Source organism: Candidatus Epulonipiscium sp. (assembly GCA_012519205.1).
GTDB lineage: Bacteria > Bacillota > Clostridia > Lachnospirales > Defluviitaleaceae > JAAYQR01.
Genome location: JAAYQR010000023.1, coordinates 133,051 through 150,622 on the forward strand (window position 1 = coordinate 133,051; position 17,572 = coordinate 150,622).

Consider the following 17,572-nt stretch of genomic DNA (forward strand, 5'->3'; position numbering starts at 1 on the left):
TTTAGCTAAATATATTTTGATATCTTTACAATAAAGATTCAAAAAAAAGTATATCTATGTTAATATATATTAAAAATACTTATAAGGAGGAAATTAAATGGCTTTTGAATGGAAAGAACGCTATAGTCTTCAAATTCCTGAAATAGATGAACAACATAAAAATTTATTTGAAATTGGAAGTAGGGCATACGAGATAGCCCTTCTAAAAGATGATTATGACCATTACGATGAAATTATGGATATAATAAATGAATTATTAGATTATACTCAATATCATTTTTCTTATGAAGAGGAACTTATGAAGAAATATGGTTATGCAGGATTGGAAAATCAGTATAATGAACATGAATTTTATATACACAAAATTAGACGTTTATCCGGCGAAAAAGTAGATGATAATCAGCAAAAGGCAATATTAGATATCTTAGATTTTCTTTCTAACTGGATAAGTAGCCATATACTTATTTCAGACCGCAAATATGCTAATGATTTTAAGGAAAGAGGTTTAATATTAGACCTACAATAGAATAATTTCATAAAAAAGTCCTCTATATCTTTTAGAGGACTTTTTATATTTGTTATTTGATTTTTGGGGACTACTTCTATTTTACCATCTTTTTTCTTTATGCGGTACTTATCCTGTTTAAAACCAGCTAGTTCAAATGGATCCTGTGATAAATCTTCTATTATGGCTACAGTCTCTCCTGTTTTAACATCTTTCCCTTCGCCTAAAACAAAATGTTTATACTTATTACTCCAATAGTATGTTTGGGTAATTTCTTTAGAATCCACTATTTCATATTCATCTTCCTTTGGCATGGGCTTACTATTTACTATCTTTGATTTCGAATACGATTGATGCTCTAAGACCCTAAGAACAGGGTATGGACTATTTTCCCACATTATAGTTGACTTTTCCATCACCCTAAGCCACTTCGCCTCCGATTTAGGGGGCTGCTCCCACATTTCATTCCAATAAGCCTCATAGTCTTCCATAATAGAAAGAACCATTTCGAATTTGCCATTATTCCATATATATCCCCTTATATAATGTCCTTTTTCAAATGCCCCTAACATTTGATCTACCGATTCCCTAACAATAAGTATATCCTTCCCTTGCTTTTTTATTGGTATGGCTTGAATACCCTTTATATCAAAAAAGGTATCAACTGTTTTAATATACTTATAGGCGTTTTTAATACTTTCATATACCACTATAATTGACTTTTGGGGCCCTAGGGATAATGTTAATACTAATTCCTTTTTATCATCCCCTAATAAATCAGCAGTGTCTATTTTCAAATCGATGCTTTCTTTTTTATCATACCAGTCCGCATACCCTGCATCATGTAATACAACTTCAATTATATTTTCTTTATAGCTTTTTTTATCTGCTAAATATTCCTTAACCCATGTTTCTTTAATTTCCCTATTTGCTTCTACCTTGTCTATAGTATATACAATGCCTATTACTAATACTATTGCAAATAAAATGATATTGCTTTTCTCTCTTAAGCAGCCCATATCCTTCCCCCATATTGGTAGTTTGATTAATTTATATGAAAAAAACAATAAAAAAATGTCTATATTAAATAGACATATTAATAAAATCTTATAATAAAATAACTTTTATTTATTCTTTTTTAGATGATGTTTTAAATGCATCTGAGATTTATAGTTAGCTTTCTTAAGCTCCACTTCTGGTTCTTTATCTTGTTCTATACCACTTATTGAAGATAATCTTTCTCTTAATCCACCAGAACACTCTTTACAATATCGCCCTGTTTTAATTTCTTCACCACAGGACTCACAAGTTAGCCACCCTACGCTTCCTTCTGCTACTTCCAGTCTTTCTTCTCTTAAAAATTTCGTAATCTTTCTAATAGAAACACCTATAGCCTCAGCAACTTCTGATATACTGCATTTTGGGTGATCATATATGTATTCTTTTACCTTTTCAAAATCTTCCTCATCTTTTTCAATACACCCATTGCATATAGGTTTACCCAAATAGTTAAATAATTTCCCACATCTTATACAATTTCTAACTTCCAAAATATCACCCCTATTTAATTATATCACATTTTACTGAAATGTTTAAGAATTTAGTCATAAATAGGAGATTTTATCATTTTATAAAATATCTTATCTTATGCTAGGGGGAAGTCCTACTTTTTTATGAACTTTCCTTAAGGTTTTACTAGCAATGTATGAAGCTTCCTCGGCGTTATCTTTAATTATTTTATCAATATAGGCCTTATCCTTTTCTAAACGTCGGAATTCATCTTGAAGGGGTTTTAATTCCCCTATAACTGCCTCTGCAACGGCCGCCTTAAGTTCACCATACCCCAAAGTTTGAAATCTTTCTACGGCTTCTTCAACTGACTCCTCCATAATACTGCAATAAATATCTATTAAATTCTTTATTCCTGGTTGCTCATCTTTATAACGTATTTTTGCTTCTGAATCTGTAACTGCCCGTTTTAATTTCCTAACTATTACATCTGGCGTATCTAAAAGAGCAATAAACGCATTTTCATTTTCATCAGATTTTGACATTTTCTTTGTAGGTTCTTGCAAACTCATAATCCTTGCCCCTACCTTTGGAAAATAGCCCTCTGGAACGGTAAAAGTTTCTCCATATATATTATTAAATCTAATTGCAAGATCTCTAGTTAATTCTAAATGCTGACTTTGGTCATTACCCACAGGAACTAAGTCTGACTGATAAAGTAAGATATCTGATGCCATCAAGGATGGATAAGTAAATAACCCTGCATTAATGTTTTCGCTATGTTTTTGGGACTTTTCTTTAAATTGGGTCATTCTATTTAATTCACCCATATAGGTAAAACAATTAAGAATCCATGCTAATTCAGCATGGGCACTTACGTGGGATTGATAATATATAATATTTTTATCAGGATTGAGCCCCGCTGCAATGTACTGCATCAGTACTTCCCTTGAACGCTTTCTAAGTTCTGCAGGATTTTGGCGCACAGTTAAGGCATGGAGGTCTACTATGCAAAATAGGCAGTTATATTCATCTTGTAGCTTTATCCAATTCCTAAGGGCACCTAAATAATTACCTAATGTAATATTTCCTGAAGGCTGCATGCCACTAAATATAGTCTTCTTCTTTTCCGCTTGTATATCGGTATTCATCAACTTTCACCTCTTTAAGTAATTTAAGGACTTATCTTAATTAGTATATAGTTTTAACAAGAAAACTTCAAGGGTATAAGCAAGTCTTCCCCATATACCCATAAATAGAATGTTCCAGGTCCTATAATCAAATTAAAAGCATTCCATCCTAACTGGATGAAATGCTTTTAACTGTATCACCAAATCAATTACTTCCAAAGGTCCATTCTGGCTTCTACGAGTTTTGTGAATTCAACATTTGCTCTTTCGACTCCTACATCTTTTAATTGCTGCTGCAAGTCATCCCAAGAAGCATCAAATTGTTCAGGACTTGCCAATACAACTTTTGGTAATCCTGCCTGGGTAGCGTCAAGGCACTTTTGTACTATTACGGCAAGATCGCCATCTTGTGGAATCGGAATGCCCCATGCCTGACCCCATACCTGTTTAGGTACTTCGTCTTTGGTTGGATATAAATCCTTCCAAATCCTTGCACCATATGCATTTAAAACTTCTTTTTCAATTTCACTATAACTATTAACAATCTCTTCATCATCCCTTATTGTATATGTCTGTCCAGTTGGATCAAGGAGTCCATCACCTCTTTGTGGGAAGGGATATCCATAAACACCAATACCTGTTCTTCTCGAATATTCTCTATCGGTATTTCTTGCATAAATTTCTTCTTCTGATCTAACTCTTTTACCATTTTCGATTGTATAATGTACTCCCTCAATTCCCCAGTTATTAAGTATTTGAGCCTCATCAGTGCACATCCAGTCTATAAATTGTACAGCCCTTACTGGGTCCTTACAGTTTTTTGAAATTCCTATGCCGTAACTTACGGAATAACCATAATCTGCATAATCCGCACATGTATATGTTTCATCCAATTGTACTGGGTATTCTCCGTACTGTCTTTCATCCATTCCTGCTGTTCTAAGAGCTAATTCAGGTTCATTATACTCCCAAAGTTGATCATTTAATGCCAATACTCTACCTGAAGAAATTTTTGCCGCATATTGGTCATACTTTTGTGTTAATGCATCTGGATCAAGTAGACCAATATCATTCATATGATTAAGCCATCTATAATACTCTTTATGGTTATCTAAAGTAAACCTATATGTTGCCTCATAGGTATCAGGATTTACATACCAGTTACCATCGTCTGGAAGTCCAGCTACAAAGGCTGCCATATTTCCAAGGGAACATTGCCATCTCCAATCATCTGCTGTCAAAGATAAACCAATTGTGGGCTGGTCATTTATAGTTGGATATTTATCAATATAGTCCTGAATGACTTTCTCGGCTTGCTCAAGGGTTTTCAATTCTGGGTATCCTGCCTCTTTAACTACTGCATGTTGAATAGCAAATGCCATATTAGGAGTGTATCTTTCTGCATCAATACCCATGGAACCAAAAAAGTAAATTGATGGGTCTTCTGCACTATACCTTAATCTCTTTAGATAATCACCGTAAATTGCTTTGATATTCGGGCCATGCTCCTCAATTAAATCATCTAATTTTAAAAACGCTCCAGCACCTATAAATTTAGCCTCCTGTCCGCTGTAAACAAGATCTGGGTAATCATTACTTGCAATCATCAACCCTATTTTTTCATCCAAATCTCCAACAGGATATTCCATTTTCAGCGTAACTCCTGTCCTTTTTTGTATTTCTTTAGCTACAGGGCTTTCATAATTTTCATAGTTTTGATTTACATCCTTTGAAAACATCGTAAAAGTAATGGGTTCTAAAGTTTCTCCGGTTGTATTAGTTTTAGTCACATCCGTTTGTTTATTAGCCTCTTTCTTCTGGCCACATCCCGCAGATAATGATGTAGCAAGAGCCATCACAAGTAAAAGACCAATAACTCTTGTTTTTTTCATGGTGTTTCCCCCTTTAAATTATTATATATTGACATATCTAATATTTTTACTAGATATGTTAATACCTTTTAGCGTTATTGTTTTACAGCACCTAAGGTCATCCCTGATACGAAATATTTCTGAACAAACGGGTATACTATCAGTATAGGTGCTGTAGCCACTATGGTAATAGCCATTCTTACAGATTGCGGTGATACCGTATTTGCTAAAACCCCCATACTTTGTGATTTTAATGCTGCATCTGCTCCTTGGGTAGCTGTGGTATTAGCCATAATTCTCATCAATTCATATTGCAATGTGCTGATGCTCTCTTTACTACTTGCATACAAAAAAGTATCCATCCAAGAATTCCATTGGCCTACAGCAATAAATAAGGATATTGTCGCCACAACTGGTATGCATAAGGGTAAAATAATCTTTGTAAATACCTGAAAATCCGTTGCTCCATCTATTTTTGCTGATTCTTGTAAACTAAACGGAAGGTTATCTATAAAAGACCTTATAACTATTACATTCCAAGTATTTATCAGTCCAGGTATAATATAGACCCAAAAATTATTTAGTAACTTCAAATTTCGAATGAGCATATAATCCGGTATTAATCCCCCAGAAATATACATTGTTAAAACAAAGATAAGTGCAAACAATTTCTTTGCTATGAAATCCTTTCTACTTAGGGTATAAGCTAACATACATGAGGATATTATTCCCGTTAGAGTTCCAATTATCGTTCTCATGGTGGATATAATAAATGCATTGGGGATATTTCTATATTTAAATATTTCAGTATAGTTATTCAAAGTAAACTTTCTTGGCCAAATATGTATGCCACCTCTAGTTGCATCGGCTGATTCATTGAGGGATATGGCCAAGACATTCAAAAATGGGTATAAGGTAACAATTAATACAATAACCATAAATAAGTATAAGAATATTTCAAATATGACTTCTCCAATACCTTTACCTCTAAATATATTTTTAATCATCTCTACACCTCCCAATCTATATTATCTCGCCTTCACCGATTACTTTTGCAAATTTGTTAGCTGCTAAAACAAGTATTATACTAACTACCGATTTAAAAATTCCAACTGCAGTACCATAAGAATATCTTCCCAGTTGTATGCCATAAGTTAATGCATAATAATCTAGAACATTAGAATATTCAAGGACTATAGAATTTCCTAACAAATATTGTTTTTCAAATCCTATATTAATCAACCACCCTATATTCATTATAAGAAGTACAATGATTGTGGACCTTATTCCTGGAAGAGTTACATGCCATATTTGCTTGAATCTTCCAGCACCATCCACTTTAGCTGCGTCATACAATTCCATATCTATGCCAGTTATCGCTGCCAAATAGATTATAGAATTCCAGCCTACCTCCTTCCACAGGTCTGAGAATAGCACTATCCACCAGAATGCCTTCGGAATCGCTAAAAAATTAATAGGCTTTTCAATTATATGTAGCCTTAATAGAAGTTGATTTATGACCCCCGATGTGTCTACCGAAAGCATTGTTGTAATTAGACTAGCCGCTATAACCCAAGATACAAAATGGGGTAAATAAGATACAGTCTGTACTATTTTTTTAAACATACCATTTTTAACTTCATTTAAAAGCAATGCAAATATAATAGGAATAACAAATCCAAAGGTTATTTGTAACATACTCATGGCCAATGTATTTCTTAATGCCAAATAAAATGTTTTATCTTGGAAAAGTTCAATAAAGTATTTCAATCCTACCCAATCCTGTTCAAAAAAACCCTTTGCCGGCTTATAATTCTGAAATGCCATGGTCCAGCCCCAAAGGGGAAGATACCTAAATACTAAAACCCATATAACAAAAGGCATTGACATTAAAAATAAATACCTTTGTTCATAAATTAATTTACTTAAATTATTTGCAGTTCTTTTGTTTAAAGAACTATCTTTTTTACTCTGATTTTGGATATTAGCATTCGCCTTAACCTGCATTTGCATCCCCCACTCCTAAGATAATTTGTGTAATTTTACGTTATACAATAATTTCATTGTACAATATGTACATTATTTGTATTTAATTTTTGTTCCTTAGGTAAGTTCTTACAATAATATTATCTCATACGTTAAGATAAAGGTCAAGTAAATTTCGATTAATATTTACTTAACCGCTAAGCTATATTTATATAAAAATAAGGTAGACCCTAAAGTATCTACCTTATTTGCCAATCATTCTATATATTATCTAAACTATAAACCTATCCATTTTATGATTTAGGTTTTCCACTATATCTGTTAATTGTCTTGCCAAATTATAAAGCTGTTCCGCTGCTGCCATCTGTTCCTCTCCAACAGATATAACTTCTTCAGTAGAAGCGGCTGACTGTTGGGCAATAGCGGTTATACTCTCTATGGAACTTATTGCTGTATCTTTCGATTGATTTATGTTCCCAACAGCACTATTTACATCTCTCATTTGATAAATAACACTATCAAGAGATTTTGCTATGTTTCCATATGCCTTATTGGTATGTTTAACTGAATTTTGCTGTTCTTTAAATATTTCATTCCCCTTTTCTACGATGTTAACTGTACTTTGTGTTTGGCTTTGGATACTATTAACAATCTCCCCTATCATCTTAGTCGCATCCTTTGATTGTTCCGCTAATCTACCGACTTCGTTAGCAACGACAGCAAATCCCCTGCCTGCTTCCCCGGCTCTAGCAGCCTCTATAGCTGCATTAAGGGATAATAAGTTTGTTTGTTCACTAATCCCCTCGATGATTTTAGTAATCTGAATAATTTCTTTTGTACTATTATTTAGCTGGTCTATATTTATCTTAATCGTATCTGATACCTGAGCAGATTCATGGGTTTTAGCATTTAAGGTTTCCAAGGTTTCCATAACTACATTCCCCATATCCTGAGTCCCCTCAATTACCTTTGTAGCCTTATCAACAGTCTTATTTATAAGATTTATACCTTGAACCAATTCATGAACAGTATGCATACTGCGTTCTGCATCACTGGCCTGCTCACTGGCACCTTTAGCAATAGCTTCAACCACTACATTCACCTGTTGGGCTATGGATGTTGATTGCTCAGCAACTGTGTTCATAATGGTTGTATCATCAAATACTTTTCTAGTCAGCTTACGCGTATCATCAATCAATTCTTTAATATTTTCCATCATGGTATCAAAGCTTATGGCCAGTTGTCCAATTTCACTTTTGCTTTTCATATTAGTTTTGACAGTCAAGTCCCCTTGTTCTGCTTTTCCCATCAATCCCATAATTTTTTGTATCGGTCCTGATATGCTTAAGGCAATAAGAATGCCAATTAATATTGCCACTACCGCACAAATTACTCCAATAATCAGGGAAGTTTCTCCCACCTTATCGATATCGGTTAACAGTGAAGAAAGGGGAATTTGTGCAATTGTCTTCCAGCCATTTGTACAAGAGCTATAGGTTATAAGATTATTGTCTATAGATAATAAATCAGATTCAACCTCACCATTAATTATTTTTAAAAGACTATCTGATACGGGCATTCCTAGTTTTTCTTTGGAATCATGAAGGATTATACTGCCTTCTTCATCAACAATCATAAATGTTGATCCTTCCCCCAAATTTATATTCTTATAAATCCCTTCAAATGTTGATAACTTAATATTTAATCCAATAAGCCCTATTTCCTTACCGGTACTAAGACTAGTTAATCTTCTAAATAAATATAGACTCTCATAAGAATCATTAAATCCTGTAACCCATAGGGTATTTCCCTTTCTTTCAATTACACTTTTATATATTTCTGTAGACTCAAAAACCTCGTTGTTAAAAGTTTTCAAATCCCATCCCGGTCCTACAGCCATGATTCCGAAATCATATGTATACATTAATACTCCATTTAAGCCTGCATTGGTTTGTACAAGAGTAGTCATAATTGAGTCTATCTCTCTCTTATTTTCGATAATCTTTAATGTATCATCAGCCTTGCTCGAATTCAGAAATATTTCTGAGAGTCTATTATTAGATATCAATTGTTTGCTTATTCTCTCCATCTCATCTATTTTATCGTTAATATTAAAAGTTACCTGCTGTACCAGTTGCTCCGAATAGAGACCTACCTTATCTTCTACCGTCTTCCTAGAATTAGAATAGGCAAATACACCTATTATAATAAGTGGCAAAAGGCTTAAAATCAAAAAGGAAAATATTAACCTTGTTCTTATCTTAGCCATATCTAAAAACTTAAAATTAACTTTAGATAATAGTCTACCTATTTTTTTACCGCCTCTACCTTTTTTTAACTTAAGATTTTCTCCTTTTTTAACCTTAAACTTTACTTTAGGCAGTGAAAGTCTTCCCATATTTTCCTCACCTTTCTTGTATATTTTTAAAGCCCACTATTATACTTTAGTTTATAAATAGGTTTTAATAAGTCAATCTTATCACACTTCATCAATGTTCACAATATATTTTTATTTCTAAAATTAATCTTATTAATTTACACGAATAAAGTCCTATAGGAATCTAGAATTCCCATAGGACTTTATACATATTAACGATTATTGGATTTTAATTCCCCTCAATTAAACCTTCTAAATGCTCAAGCATATCCTTAACCTTTTTCTTAGTAACAACAAATTCTGATTCATTATCTCTTAGAACCGCATAAAAATCTTTATTGTACGGAACATAATTTATAACTATGGTTTCTCCAGTATTAAGGATAAAGATGGTGCTTATTTCTGTGTCTTCTTTTTTAATAGTTTTATCAATTTCAGCATCAAGGGTAATGCCTATCAATTTTTGATAATAGCTTTTAAATTTACTTTCTTCTATTTCTTCCCCATCCACCCTATAGGTAGTTACAATTTCATCTTCTTCATCTTCTACTCTTTTAGTAGTTCTAAGAAAAGTAATATCATAGACTCCTTCTCGGGTTTCTACCTTAATAGCATCTACTAGATTAATATCAACAATATATGCAAACCTATCAATGAGTTCAAATGGGAGACTATTAATAAAAGGTGTAAGGGCTAGTATGTCCATCGTGTACACGTTATTTTTATCGTGGGTTTTAAAGTACACTGTACTTTCATCTTTATTGGAACCTATATATAAATGAAGTGTGTTTTTATTATCTTGAATTTTTATCTCTATTTTGGGGTTATCAAGGCCATATTTTGAGATATCTGAAGGATTCTCTTCCACAAAATCTTTGATTTTGAGATTTGAAACCCCTTGTATAATCCTAGTAAAGTCTTCCGTATCTACGGTATATTCATGTCTATAGGGTTGTTTCATAAGCCAAAGGCCCCATCCATAATCTTTACCAGATTCATCCTCATTAGGTATGATTTCAATGGTAGGCTTTCCTTCTTGTTTTAAATAAAAGTATTTTATTTCTTCTAATGCTATTTCTGTAAGTGCCTTTAATCTTACATCGTTCATCTTAAGGCTAAAGTTATTTCCATGGTTCACCCATACTGTGTACACCTTAGGAACATCTTTCACCATAAGATAATAAGTATTTCCCTCCGGGGTTTTATTGCCGAGATAATATACCTTTTCGCTTCCATCACTTAGAATAGCCCTAGCTGTTACAACTGGTGTATTTAACCCATACTTTTCTAAATCCTCAGGATTCTCCTCTACTACTCTCTCAGCAAATAGTATGGCAAAACTAGAGGCTAGAGTATCAACAATATTTTGATCCAGTTCCAAATCTTCCCTCGAATATAGTATCCAATCATTTTCTCTTCTTTCAAATATTAATTCTTCTTCATTAGATATCAGCATCATCTTATTAATACTATCTTTTGAGATATTTGTTATTTCCTCTTTTTTCTCCACATTATTATCTAGTTTTTCTTCCTCGGGTTTTGAGCTTATATAAATATAAGTACCCACTAAAACCCCAAGAAGCACTAGGGCTAAAATAATGTTTTTTGATTTCTTCATTTATTCTTCCTCCTCAACCATACAACAATACCTACAATTCCTATTGCTAGAGGAATAAGAATCACTGCAATCCCCGAGAAGAGTAATACTTGAAACATATTAAGGTTGAGATATCTACTAAGTAGACTTTTCGGCCTTATGGTAATACTTTCCTCCCTGTCTACTAACCAGTTAATACTATTTAGAAAGAAATCCATATTACCTCCGGCACTAACTGCATTGATTTGTGGGTCTAGAAACTGCTTGTTCCCAATAACTACCACCCTTGTAATTAATTCTTGGTTATCTTCATACCACTTATCAGTAATTGCTACTGCTACATTAAATGGTCCTTCCAAATCTTCCGCTTCTTTTTCTATTGTTTCCGAGTTGGGATTGGTTTTAGCATAGGAATCCTCTGAACTTATTAAAAGCGGGGCAATATCTATAGATTTTTTCTTAACTTGTAGGATTTCGATAGCCTGTGCAAAAGGAATTAAGACAGGTAACTTTTTAGCCCTTAGGGGATTTAAAATATCATGTTCCGCAAATCCCGGTATGATATATACTGGATTTTGAAATTGACGACTAGTATCTCTTTCTACTATTATGGCATTTTCCAATCCAACCCCATAGCTATTGATTATGCCTTCCATATTGGGCATTTCATTTTCTTTAATTCCCATAATAAAAATAGCCCGTCCTTGTTTTTCTAAAAATTCATTAATCTTTTCAGCTTCTTCTATTGAAATATCTCTTCTTGGAGAAAGTACCATTAATATATCTCCATCTTCAGGAAACTTATCCATAGTTAATAAGTTTAAATTTTTGACTTCGTAATTTTCTTGCCCCAATTGTTTTATGATATCTCCAGGAAGGCTAACTTCTTCATGACCTTCAAGGGTATATATTGTTGGAATTTTTTCTGCCATAATATATTGTATTGCTCCTGTTACCTTTTGTTCTACAGCCAAAGACTCCGCTATAGTCTGGAATGTTTGCTGATTCATACTGTAATTAATAAGTTCATGAGGGCTAATTACTTTAAACTTATTATTGCTACCTACAATAATCAAACTACCCGTTTTAATGCCCCCACCTTCTTTATCATACTGTGAAGCAAATTGAGGATATAAAACAGGATCCTTATATTCTATATGAATTCTTTTAGAATGTTCACTATAATTATTAAGTATTTCATTAAAGGCCGTATTTTCCTTTCCCGTCTCATACAATGCGTATATCGTAATGTCTTGATCTAAATTATTAATAACATCATAGGTTTGTTCTGATAAAGAATACAATTGATTCTTGGTTAAATCGATTTTTATATTTAATTGCCCTACCACTAAATTGACTACTATGAGAATAGCCAGTACAATAGCTGTCATCATAGCAGCGTAGCCACCAAATTTAAAGTTTTTAGTACTAAATGAGTCTCTTATGTTTAATCTTTTCATCTTTTCACCCCTTAGCTCCATCTGCGCTTTTCAATAGTTTGTATAGTCAAGAATATGAATGCAAAAGAAAATGTAATAAAATATACCACGGCATTTACATCAAAAATACCCATTGAAAAGTTTTCATGTCGTTTTAATAAGGAAAACCAGCCAAGAATCCTTAAAATAATCCCATCATATAATCCAGGGTTTATGAGAAAAACTATTATCATTCCAATAGCCCCTATAACTGATATGGCAATGCTCATATATATATTTCTAGTAGAAAAATAAAATAAAGCTGTTATGGCTATTACCAAAATACCTATAAAAACCATGGAAGATGTTCTATCCTTAGGCATTCCCATTATGATTCCATCCATAATCCACATAATTAATAATGTTACAACCGTAACCACTGCTGCTATTACCTGGTTATCGGTAAGGGAAGATATAAATATGCCCACCGAAATAAAGGAAGCCCCCAATAAAAAGAAGCCAATATATCCTCCTAAAATTTCACCTGTCGATATTTCCCCAAAGAAACTTAAAATAATTGGAAATATGATAGTAACCCCTAGAGTTGCTAAAAACAATCCCAATGCAGCAAAATATTTCCCTAGAACTATATCTGATACCTTAATTGGTGAAGTCAGGAGTAATTGGTCCGTTTTTTGTTTTGTTTCCTCTGAAATTAATCTCATTGTAATCATCGGTACCACAAATAAAAAGATAAAGGTAATACTAGATAAAACATCATTGTATAACGGGCTTCTCCCAAATAAATTAGTTAAGGAAAAGAAAATTCCCGAAATCAGTAGAAAAAACGACATAAAAATATATCCCGTTGCAGAAGCAAAATAAGATTTTAACTCTTTATTTAATATTGCTAGCATGCCCATTCTCCTCCTTAGCATTCGTTACTTGTAAGAAGATTTCTTCTAAAGTTAAATCCATGGATTTCATCATCAGTATGGGGTAATCTGCCCTAACAAGAGTATAAAATAGTGCCTCGCGAATATCCGCATCCTCGCTGCCCTCTACCAAAATATCTACGGTTTCCGGCTCTCGTACTCCTTGAATTTCCGCCATTTTTATATTTTCTATACCTTTAATGATCTTTAAGATTTCTTGCTTTGGCCCTTTTGCCCTTAGAACCATTCTATTGCTTTGACTAAGCCGTTTGGATAAATTCTCAGGAGTATCACTAGCAACAACTTTTCCTTTATTTATAATTAAAACTCTATCACATACTGCACTAACCTCAGATAAAATATGGGAACTTAAAATAATGGTATGTTTTTTTCCTAGATTCTTAATAACATTACGAATTTCGATAATTTGCTTAGGGTCTAATCCAACTGTAGGCTCATCTAAAATAAGTACTTCCGGATCTCCTATCATAGCTTGGGCTAATCCAACTCTTTGCTTGTACCCTTTTGAAAGATTTTTTATTAATCTGCTTTTCATATCCGAAATCTTTACCGCATTCATAACCTTGTCTAAAGTATCTTTTTGAGAAGATGAAGCTACCTTTTTAATATTGCATACGAATTTAAGATATTCCCCCACTGTCATATCCATATATAATGGGGGTAATTCAGGCAAATATCCTATTCTTTTCTTAACCTCTCCGGGTTGTTCTAAAACATCAAAACCATCTACCTTTACAGTTCCTTCTGTAGCAGATATATATCCCGTTATAATATTCATGGTAGTAGATTTTCCGGCCCCATTAGGCCCTAAAAATCCTAGTATCTCGCCTTTCTTTACTGTGAAATTAACATTATCTACCGCCTTATACTGACCGTAGTTTTTTGTCAGGTTATTAATTTCAATCAAGTTTTTCCCTCCCACGTTCATAATTTTAGTATAGTCTATCAAAAAAACATGAACAAAATATGAATAAATTATAAATTATTTGACATCATTATGCAAGTTTTTACTAACAATTAAGGCCCATAAAAGTATAATTACCTTCATGGGCTCTAATTATGATTGCTATCTAAATTACTGTCTGGGAATTTTTTTGTCTTTTCCTTTTACTTCTAAATAACTCTGCTATATCATCAAATAGTGTATAGTTTAAGGGTATAACTACTAATGTTAATATAGTTGATAGGGACAATCCTCCAATAACAGCCGTTGCTAGTGGCGACATGGTCTCGGCCCCCTCTCCTATTTCAAGAGCCATGGGAATCATCCCAAGGATGGTCGTAAGGGTGGTCATAAGAATCGGTCTAAGCCTTGTAGGACCTGCTTCTAATATTGCTTCTGTTCTACTGTACCCCCTTTGCCTTAGCTGAATAATGTAATCAATCAATACAATTGCGTTATTTACAACAATTCCTGCTAGCATAATCAAACCTATAAAAGAAACCATATTTATAGTTCTTCTAGTTATAAACAATGCCAGTATTGCCCCTGTTATAGATAAGGGTATAGAGAAAATAATTGTAAATGGATGGAGAAATGACTCAAATTGTGCAGCTAAGACCATATATACAAGGACAACTGCCAATATTAATGCCAAACCTAGACTTCCAAAGGAATCCATCATTTGCTCTACTTCCCCTGTAAATTCATAACTATATCCATCGGGCATACTATAATCATTTAATTTTCTAATTATATTTTTTTGAACAGTGTTTACATCAACTCCAAAGAGTGCTGAGTTAACGGTGACAGTTCTTTTTTGATTATTCCTTGAAATACTAGTAGGACTTTGATTAATAATTATCTCCGAAATCTCTGATAATGGTATGCTAATACCCATAGGTGATGTTATTGAAATATTATTAATATCCTTTAGATATTCTACCTGCGATAAATCATATATAATCCTTACATCTATTTCAGTTCCATTTACCTTGTATTTAGTCGCTACTGCTCCTTGTACAGCTGTCTTTAATGTGTTTGATATTGTCATCATATTAAGGCCGTACATAGATGCCTTTTTCCTATTAATTATTATTTGTGCTTCTGGTGCTCCCTCTTCTATGGAACTTTTTACTTCTCTTGTCCCTTCAATGCTCTCTACAATAGTTACTACATCCTTAGATATTATATCTAGCTGCTCCAATTCATCCCCTGTAATTTCTATAGTAATAGAGCCACTTCCACCTAGACCTCCAAATCCCATAAAGCTATTGCTTTCTAGAACAGAAAAACTTGCTCCAGGGATATCAGAAATTAGATTTCTTATCTCATCTACAACCTCATTTGCGGAACGCTTTCTTTCCTTTACGGTACCTATATCGATCGTAAATACAGCTGTATTGGAACTTTTTCCAGAGCTGCCGATTCCAGCACCGACGGTTCTAGAACCTCCCCCTATGCTTACAAATATTTCTTTGATTTCTTTTATTTCATCAAGTCTTTTTTCAACTTCTGCTACTATTTCAAAAGTTTCTTCTATCACTGTACCCTTAGGCAACTCAATGCTAATACTTAACTGTCCTTCGTCAGATGTAGGGAAAAATTCCATCCCCACCAATCCAGATACGGGAATTAATAGGGTTAGTAAAAAAATGATCCCTGTCAATAAAAACGCCTTTATCCTATGGCACATTGTCCAGTTAAGGACTTTTCTATAACCCATATCAATTTTATCTAATAGAATACCCCAGCTATCAAATATTTTTGTTGTTATTTTTTTGCGCTTAATTTCGTCTACCTTTTCAACCTTCAAAATTTTAGAAGCCATCATCGGAACTAGGGTAATTGCAACTATAAGAGAGGCAGTTAAAGAATATGTCACCGTTAGTGCCATCTCCTTAAATACTGTTGCAGCCCATCCCTGAATGAATATGATGGGTAAAAATACAGCAATAGTTGTAAGGGTAGATGCCATTACCGCCAATCCTACCTCCGTAGTCCCTTTTTCCGCAGCATCGATTCGACCTTTTCCATTTTCCCTATGTCTATAAATATTTTCTAAAACTACGATGGAGTTATCAACTAACATCCCAACCCCCAGTGCTAACCCCCCTAAGGATACAAGATTAAGTGTAAGTCCACTGAAATACATTAGAGCAAAGGAAGCAATAACTGAGACGGGAATGGATGTTGCAATAATTAAGGTACTTCTTATATTACGTAGAAAAACAAATAATACTATTATGGCTAAAATACCGCCGACAACTGCAGTGGAAGCAACATTTCCAATAGATGCATTAATGAATTCTGCGCTATCATATACCATCCTAATATCTATATCCTGTAATTCGGCTTTTAATTTGTTCAATTCTTTATTAATTTCCTTTGACACCTGTACTGTGTTTGCTGTTGACTGCTTTTGAATAGACAAACTGATACTAGGATTACCATTTATATAGGCATAGGAATCCATCTCTTTAAATACTTCCTCAACCTCTGCCACATCCCTTAAATATACAATGCCTCCCGAAGTCATAATGGGAAGTTCCCTTATTTCCTCTATATTATTAAACTCCCCTATGGAGCGAAGTGTAAGGCTACTAAGTCCCTGTTTTATTTCTCCCGCCGGAAGATTTAAATTCTCCATTGCTATCGATTGCGCCACTGTGCTAGGGGTAATGTTATACCCCTTTAATTTATCAGGAAGCAGGGTAACCCTTATTTCTTTTTCTTTTCCCCCACTGACATTGATAGAGGCTACTCCTTCTATTCTTTCAATTCTACCGATAATTTTATCGTCAACAATTTGTTTTAGGGCTACTAAATCCTCATTGCCACTGATACCTATTTCCACGATCGGCATCATATTAGGGTCTAATTCAAGAATTATGGGTTCCTCCGAATCCTCCGGTAAAAATCCCTTAACCATATCAATTTTTTCCCTCATATCAAGCATGACCATATCCATATCAGTTCCACTATTAAATTCTGCGATTATAGCTGAAGAACCGTTTGAGGATGTCGATTTTATATTTTTTAAATTACTTACTGTACCCACTGCTCCCTCTAAGGGTTTTGTAATTAAAGTTTCTATTTCCTGTGGCCCCGCCCCGGTATAAGTTGTTATCACCACTGCATAAGGAAGACTGAATTCCGGAAGCAAATCCACTGGTAATCTTCCTATAGAAATGGTCCCAAGTAAAACTACAATTAGCACTAACATGACAGTGGTAACGGGACGCTGTATTGATATTTTTGAAAACTTCATGACTCTTCCCCC

At 33.8% G+C, this 17,572-nt stretch carries 12 protein-coding genes; 1 reads left to right on the top strand and 11 read right to left on the bottom strand.

Translation table 11 applies throughout. The features are described 5' to 3' along the window. The first annotated feature begins 97 nt into the window (after positions 1-97). The gene (locus tag GX308_07765; protein NLK21965.1) at positions 98-526 is read left to right on the top strand and encodes a hemerythrin family protein; all 429 of its coding nucleotides are present in this window, start codon (positions 98-100) and stop codon (positions 524-526) included. Positions 527-1,629: 1,103 nt separating this feature from the next. On the opposite strand, the gene GX308_07770 is transcribed toward GX308_07765, so the two are convergent. From GX308_07770 to GX308_07820, 11 genes are all read right to left on the bottom strand, one after another. After that, positions 1,630-2,055: a MerR family transcriptional regulator gene (locus tag GX308_07770; protein NLK21966.1), complete on the bottom strand. Its 426-nt coding sequence runs from the start codon at positions 2,053-2,055 to the stop codon at positions 1,630-1,632. A gap of 90 nt (positions 2,056-2,145) precedes the next feature. Continuing rightward, the gene (trpS, locus tag GX308_07775; GenBank protein NLK21967.1) at positions 2,146-3,165 is read right to left on the bottom strand and encodes a tryptophan--tRNA ligase; all 1,020 of its coding nucleotides are present in this window, start codon (positions 3,163-3,165) and stop codon (positions 2,146-2,148) included. 188 nt (positions 3,166-3,353) lie between these two features. Further along, positions 3,354-5,036 (bottom strand): extracellular solute-binding protein, encoded by a 1,683-nt coding sequence (locus GX308_07780; protein NLK21968.1) that lies wholly within the window; start codon positions 5,034-5,036, stop codon positions 3,354-3,356. A gap of 74 nt (positions 5,037-5,110) precedes the next feature. Further along, the gene (locus GX308_07785) at positions 5,111-6,022 is read right to left on the bottom strand and encodes a carbohydrate ABC transporter permease (GenBank protein ID NLK21969.1); all 912 of its coding nucleotides are present in this window, start codon (positions 6,020-6,022) and stop codon (positions 5,111-5,113) included. A 16-nt stretch (positions 6,023-6,038) separates the two neighbouring features. Beyond that, positions 6,039-6,998, bottom strand: coding sequence for a sugar ABC transporter permease (locus GX308_07790; GenBank protein NLK21970.1), 960 nt, complete (start codon positions 6,996-6,998; stop codon positions 6,039-6,041). A 274-nt stretch (positions 6,999-7,272) separates the two neighbouring features. Next, the gene (locus GX308_07795; GenBank protein NLK21971.1) at positions 7,273-9,399 is read right to left on the bottom strand and encodes a methyl-accepting chemotaxis protein; all 2,127 of its coding nucleotides are present in this window, start codon (positions 9,397-9,399) and stop codon (positions 7,273-7,275) included. Between the two features lie 208 nt (positions 9,400-9,607). Then, complete coding sequence (locus GX308_07800; GenBank protein NLK21972.1) at positions 9,608-10,996, bottom strand: DUF4340 domain-containing protein; 1,389 nt, start codon at positions 10,994-10,996, stop codon at positions 9,608-9,610. Beyond that, a complete protein-coding gene (locus tag GX308_07805; protein ID NLK21973.1) occupies positions 10,993-12,435 on the bottom strand; it encodes a GldG family protein in 1,443 nt (480 codons plus the stop codon). The genes GX308_07800 and GX308_07805 overlap by 4 nt, the downstream gene beginning before the upstream one ends. 11 nt (positions 12,436-12,446) lie before the next feature. Beyond that, positions 12,447-13,310 (bottom strand): ABC transporter permease, encoded by an 864-nt coding sequence (locus tag GX308_07810; protein NLK21974.1) that lies wholly within the window; start codon positions 13,308-13,310, stop codon positions 12,447-12,449. Continuing rightward, positions 13,291-14,256, bottom strand: coding sequence for an ABC transporter ATP-binding protein (locus GX308_07815; GenBank protein NLK21975.1), 966 nt, complete (start codon positions 14,254-14,256; stop codon positions 13,291-13,293). The genes GX308_07810 and GX308_07815 overlap by 20 nt, the downstream gene beginning before the upstream one ends. A 163-nt stretch (positions 14,257-14,419) precedes the next feature. After that, on the bottom strand, positions 14,420-17,560 hold the full coding sequence (locus GX308_07820; GenBank protein NLK21976.1) for an efflux RND transporter permease subunit: 3,141 nt from the start codon (positions 17,558-17,560) through the stop codon (positions 14,420-14,422). Positions 17,561-17,572 lie beyond the last annotated feature (12 nt).

Coding starts and splice junctions, on each gene's coding strand:
- GX308_07765 (NLK21965.1), top strand. CDS start 98: ATGGCTTTTGAATGGAAAGAACGCTATAGTCTTCAAATTCCTGAAATA.
- trpS (NLK21967.1), bottom strand. CDS start 3,165: ATGAATACCGATATACAAGCGGAAAAGAAGAAGACTATATTTAGTGGC.
- GX308_07780 (NLK21968.1), bottom strand. CDS start 5,036: ATGAAAAAAACAAGAGTTATTGGTCTTTTACTTGTGATGGCTCTTGCT.
- GX308_07785 (NLK21969.1), bottom strand. CDS start 6,022: ATGATTAAAAATATATTTAGAGGTAAAGGTATTGGAGAAGTCATATTT.
- GX308_07795 (NLK21971.1), bottom strand. CDS start 9,399: ATGGGAAGACTTTCACTGCCTAAAGTAAAGTTTAAGGTTAAAAAAGGA.
- GX308_07800 (NLK21972.1), bottom strand. CDS start 10,996: ATGAAGAAATCAAAAAACATTATTTTAGCCCTAGTGCTTCTTGGGGTT.
- GX308_07805 (NLK21973.1), bottom strand. CDS start 12,435: ATGAAAAGATTAAACATAAGAGACTCATTTAGTACTAAAAACTTTAAA.
- GX308_07810 (NLK21974.1), bottom strand. CDS start 13,310: ATGCTAGCAATATTAAATAAAGAGTTAAAATCTTATTTTGCTTCTGCA.
- GX308_07820 (NLK21976.1), bottom strand. CDS start 17,560: ATGAAGTTTTCAAAAATATCAATACAGCGTCCCGTTACCACTGTCATG.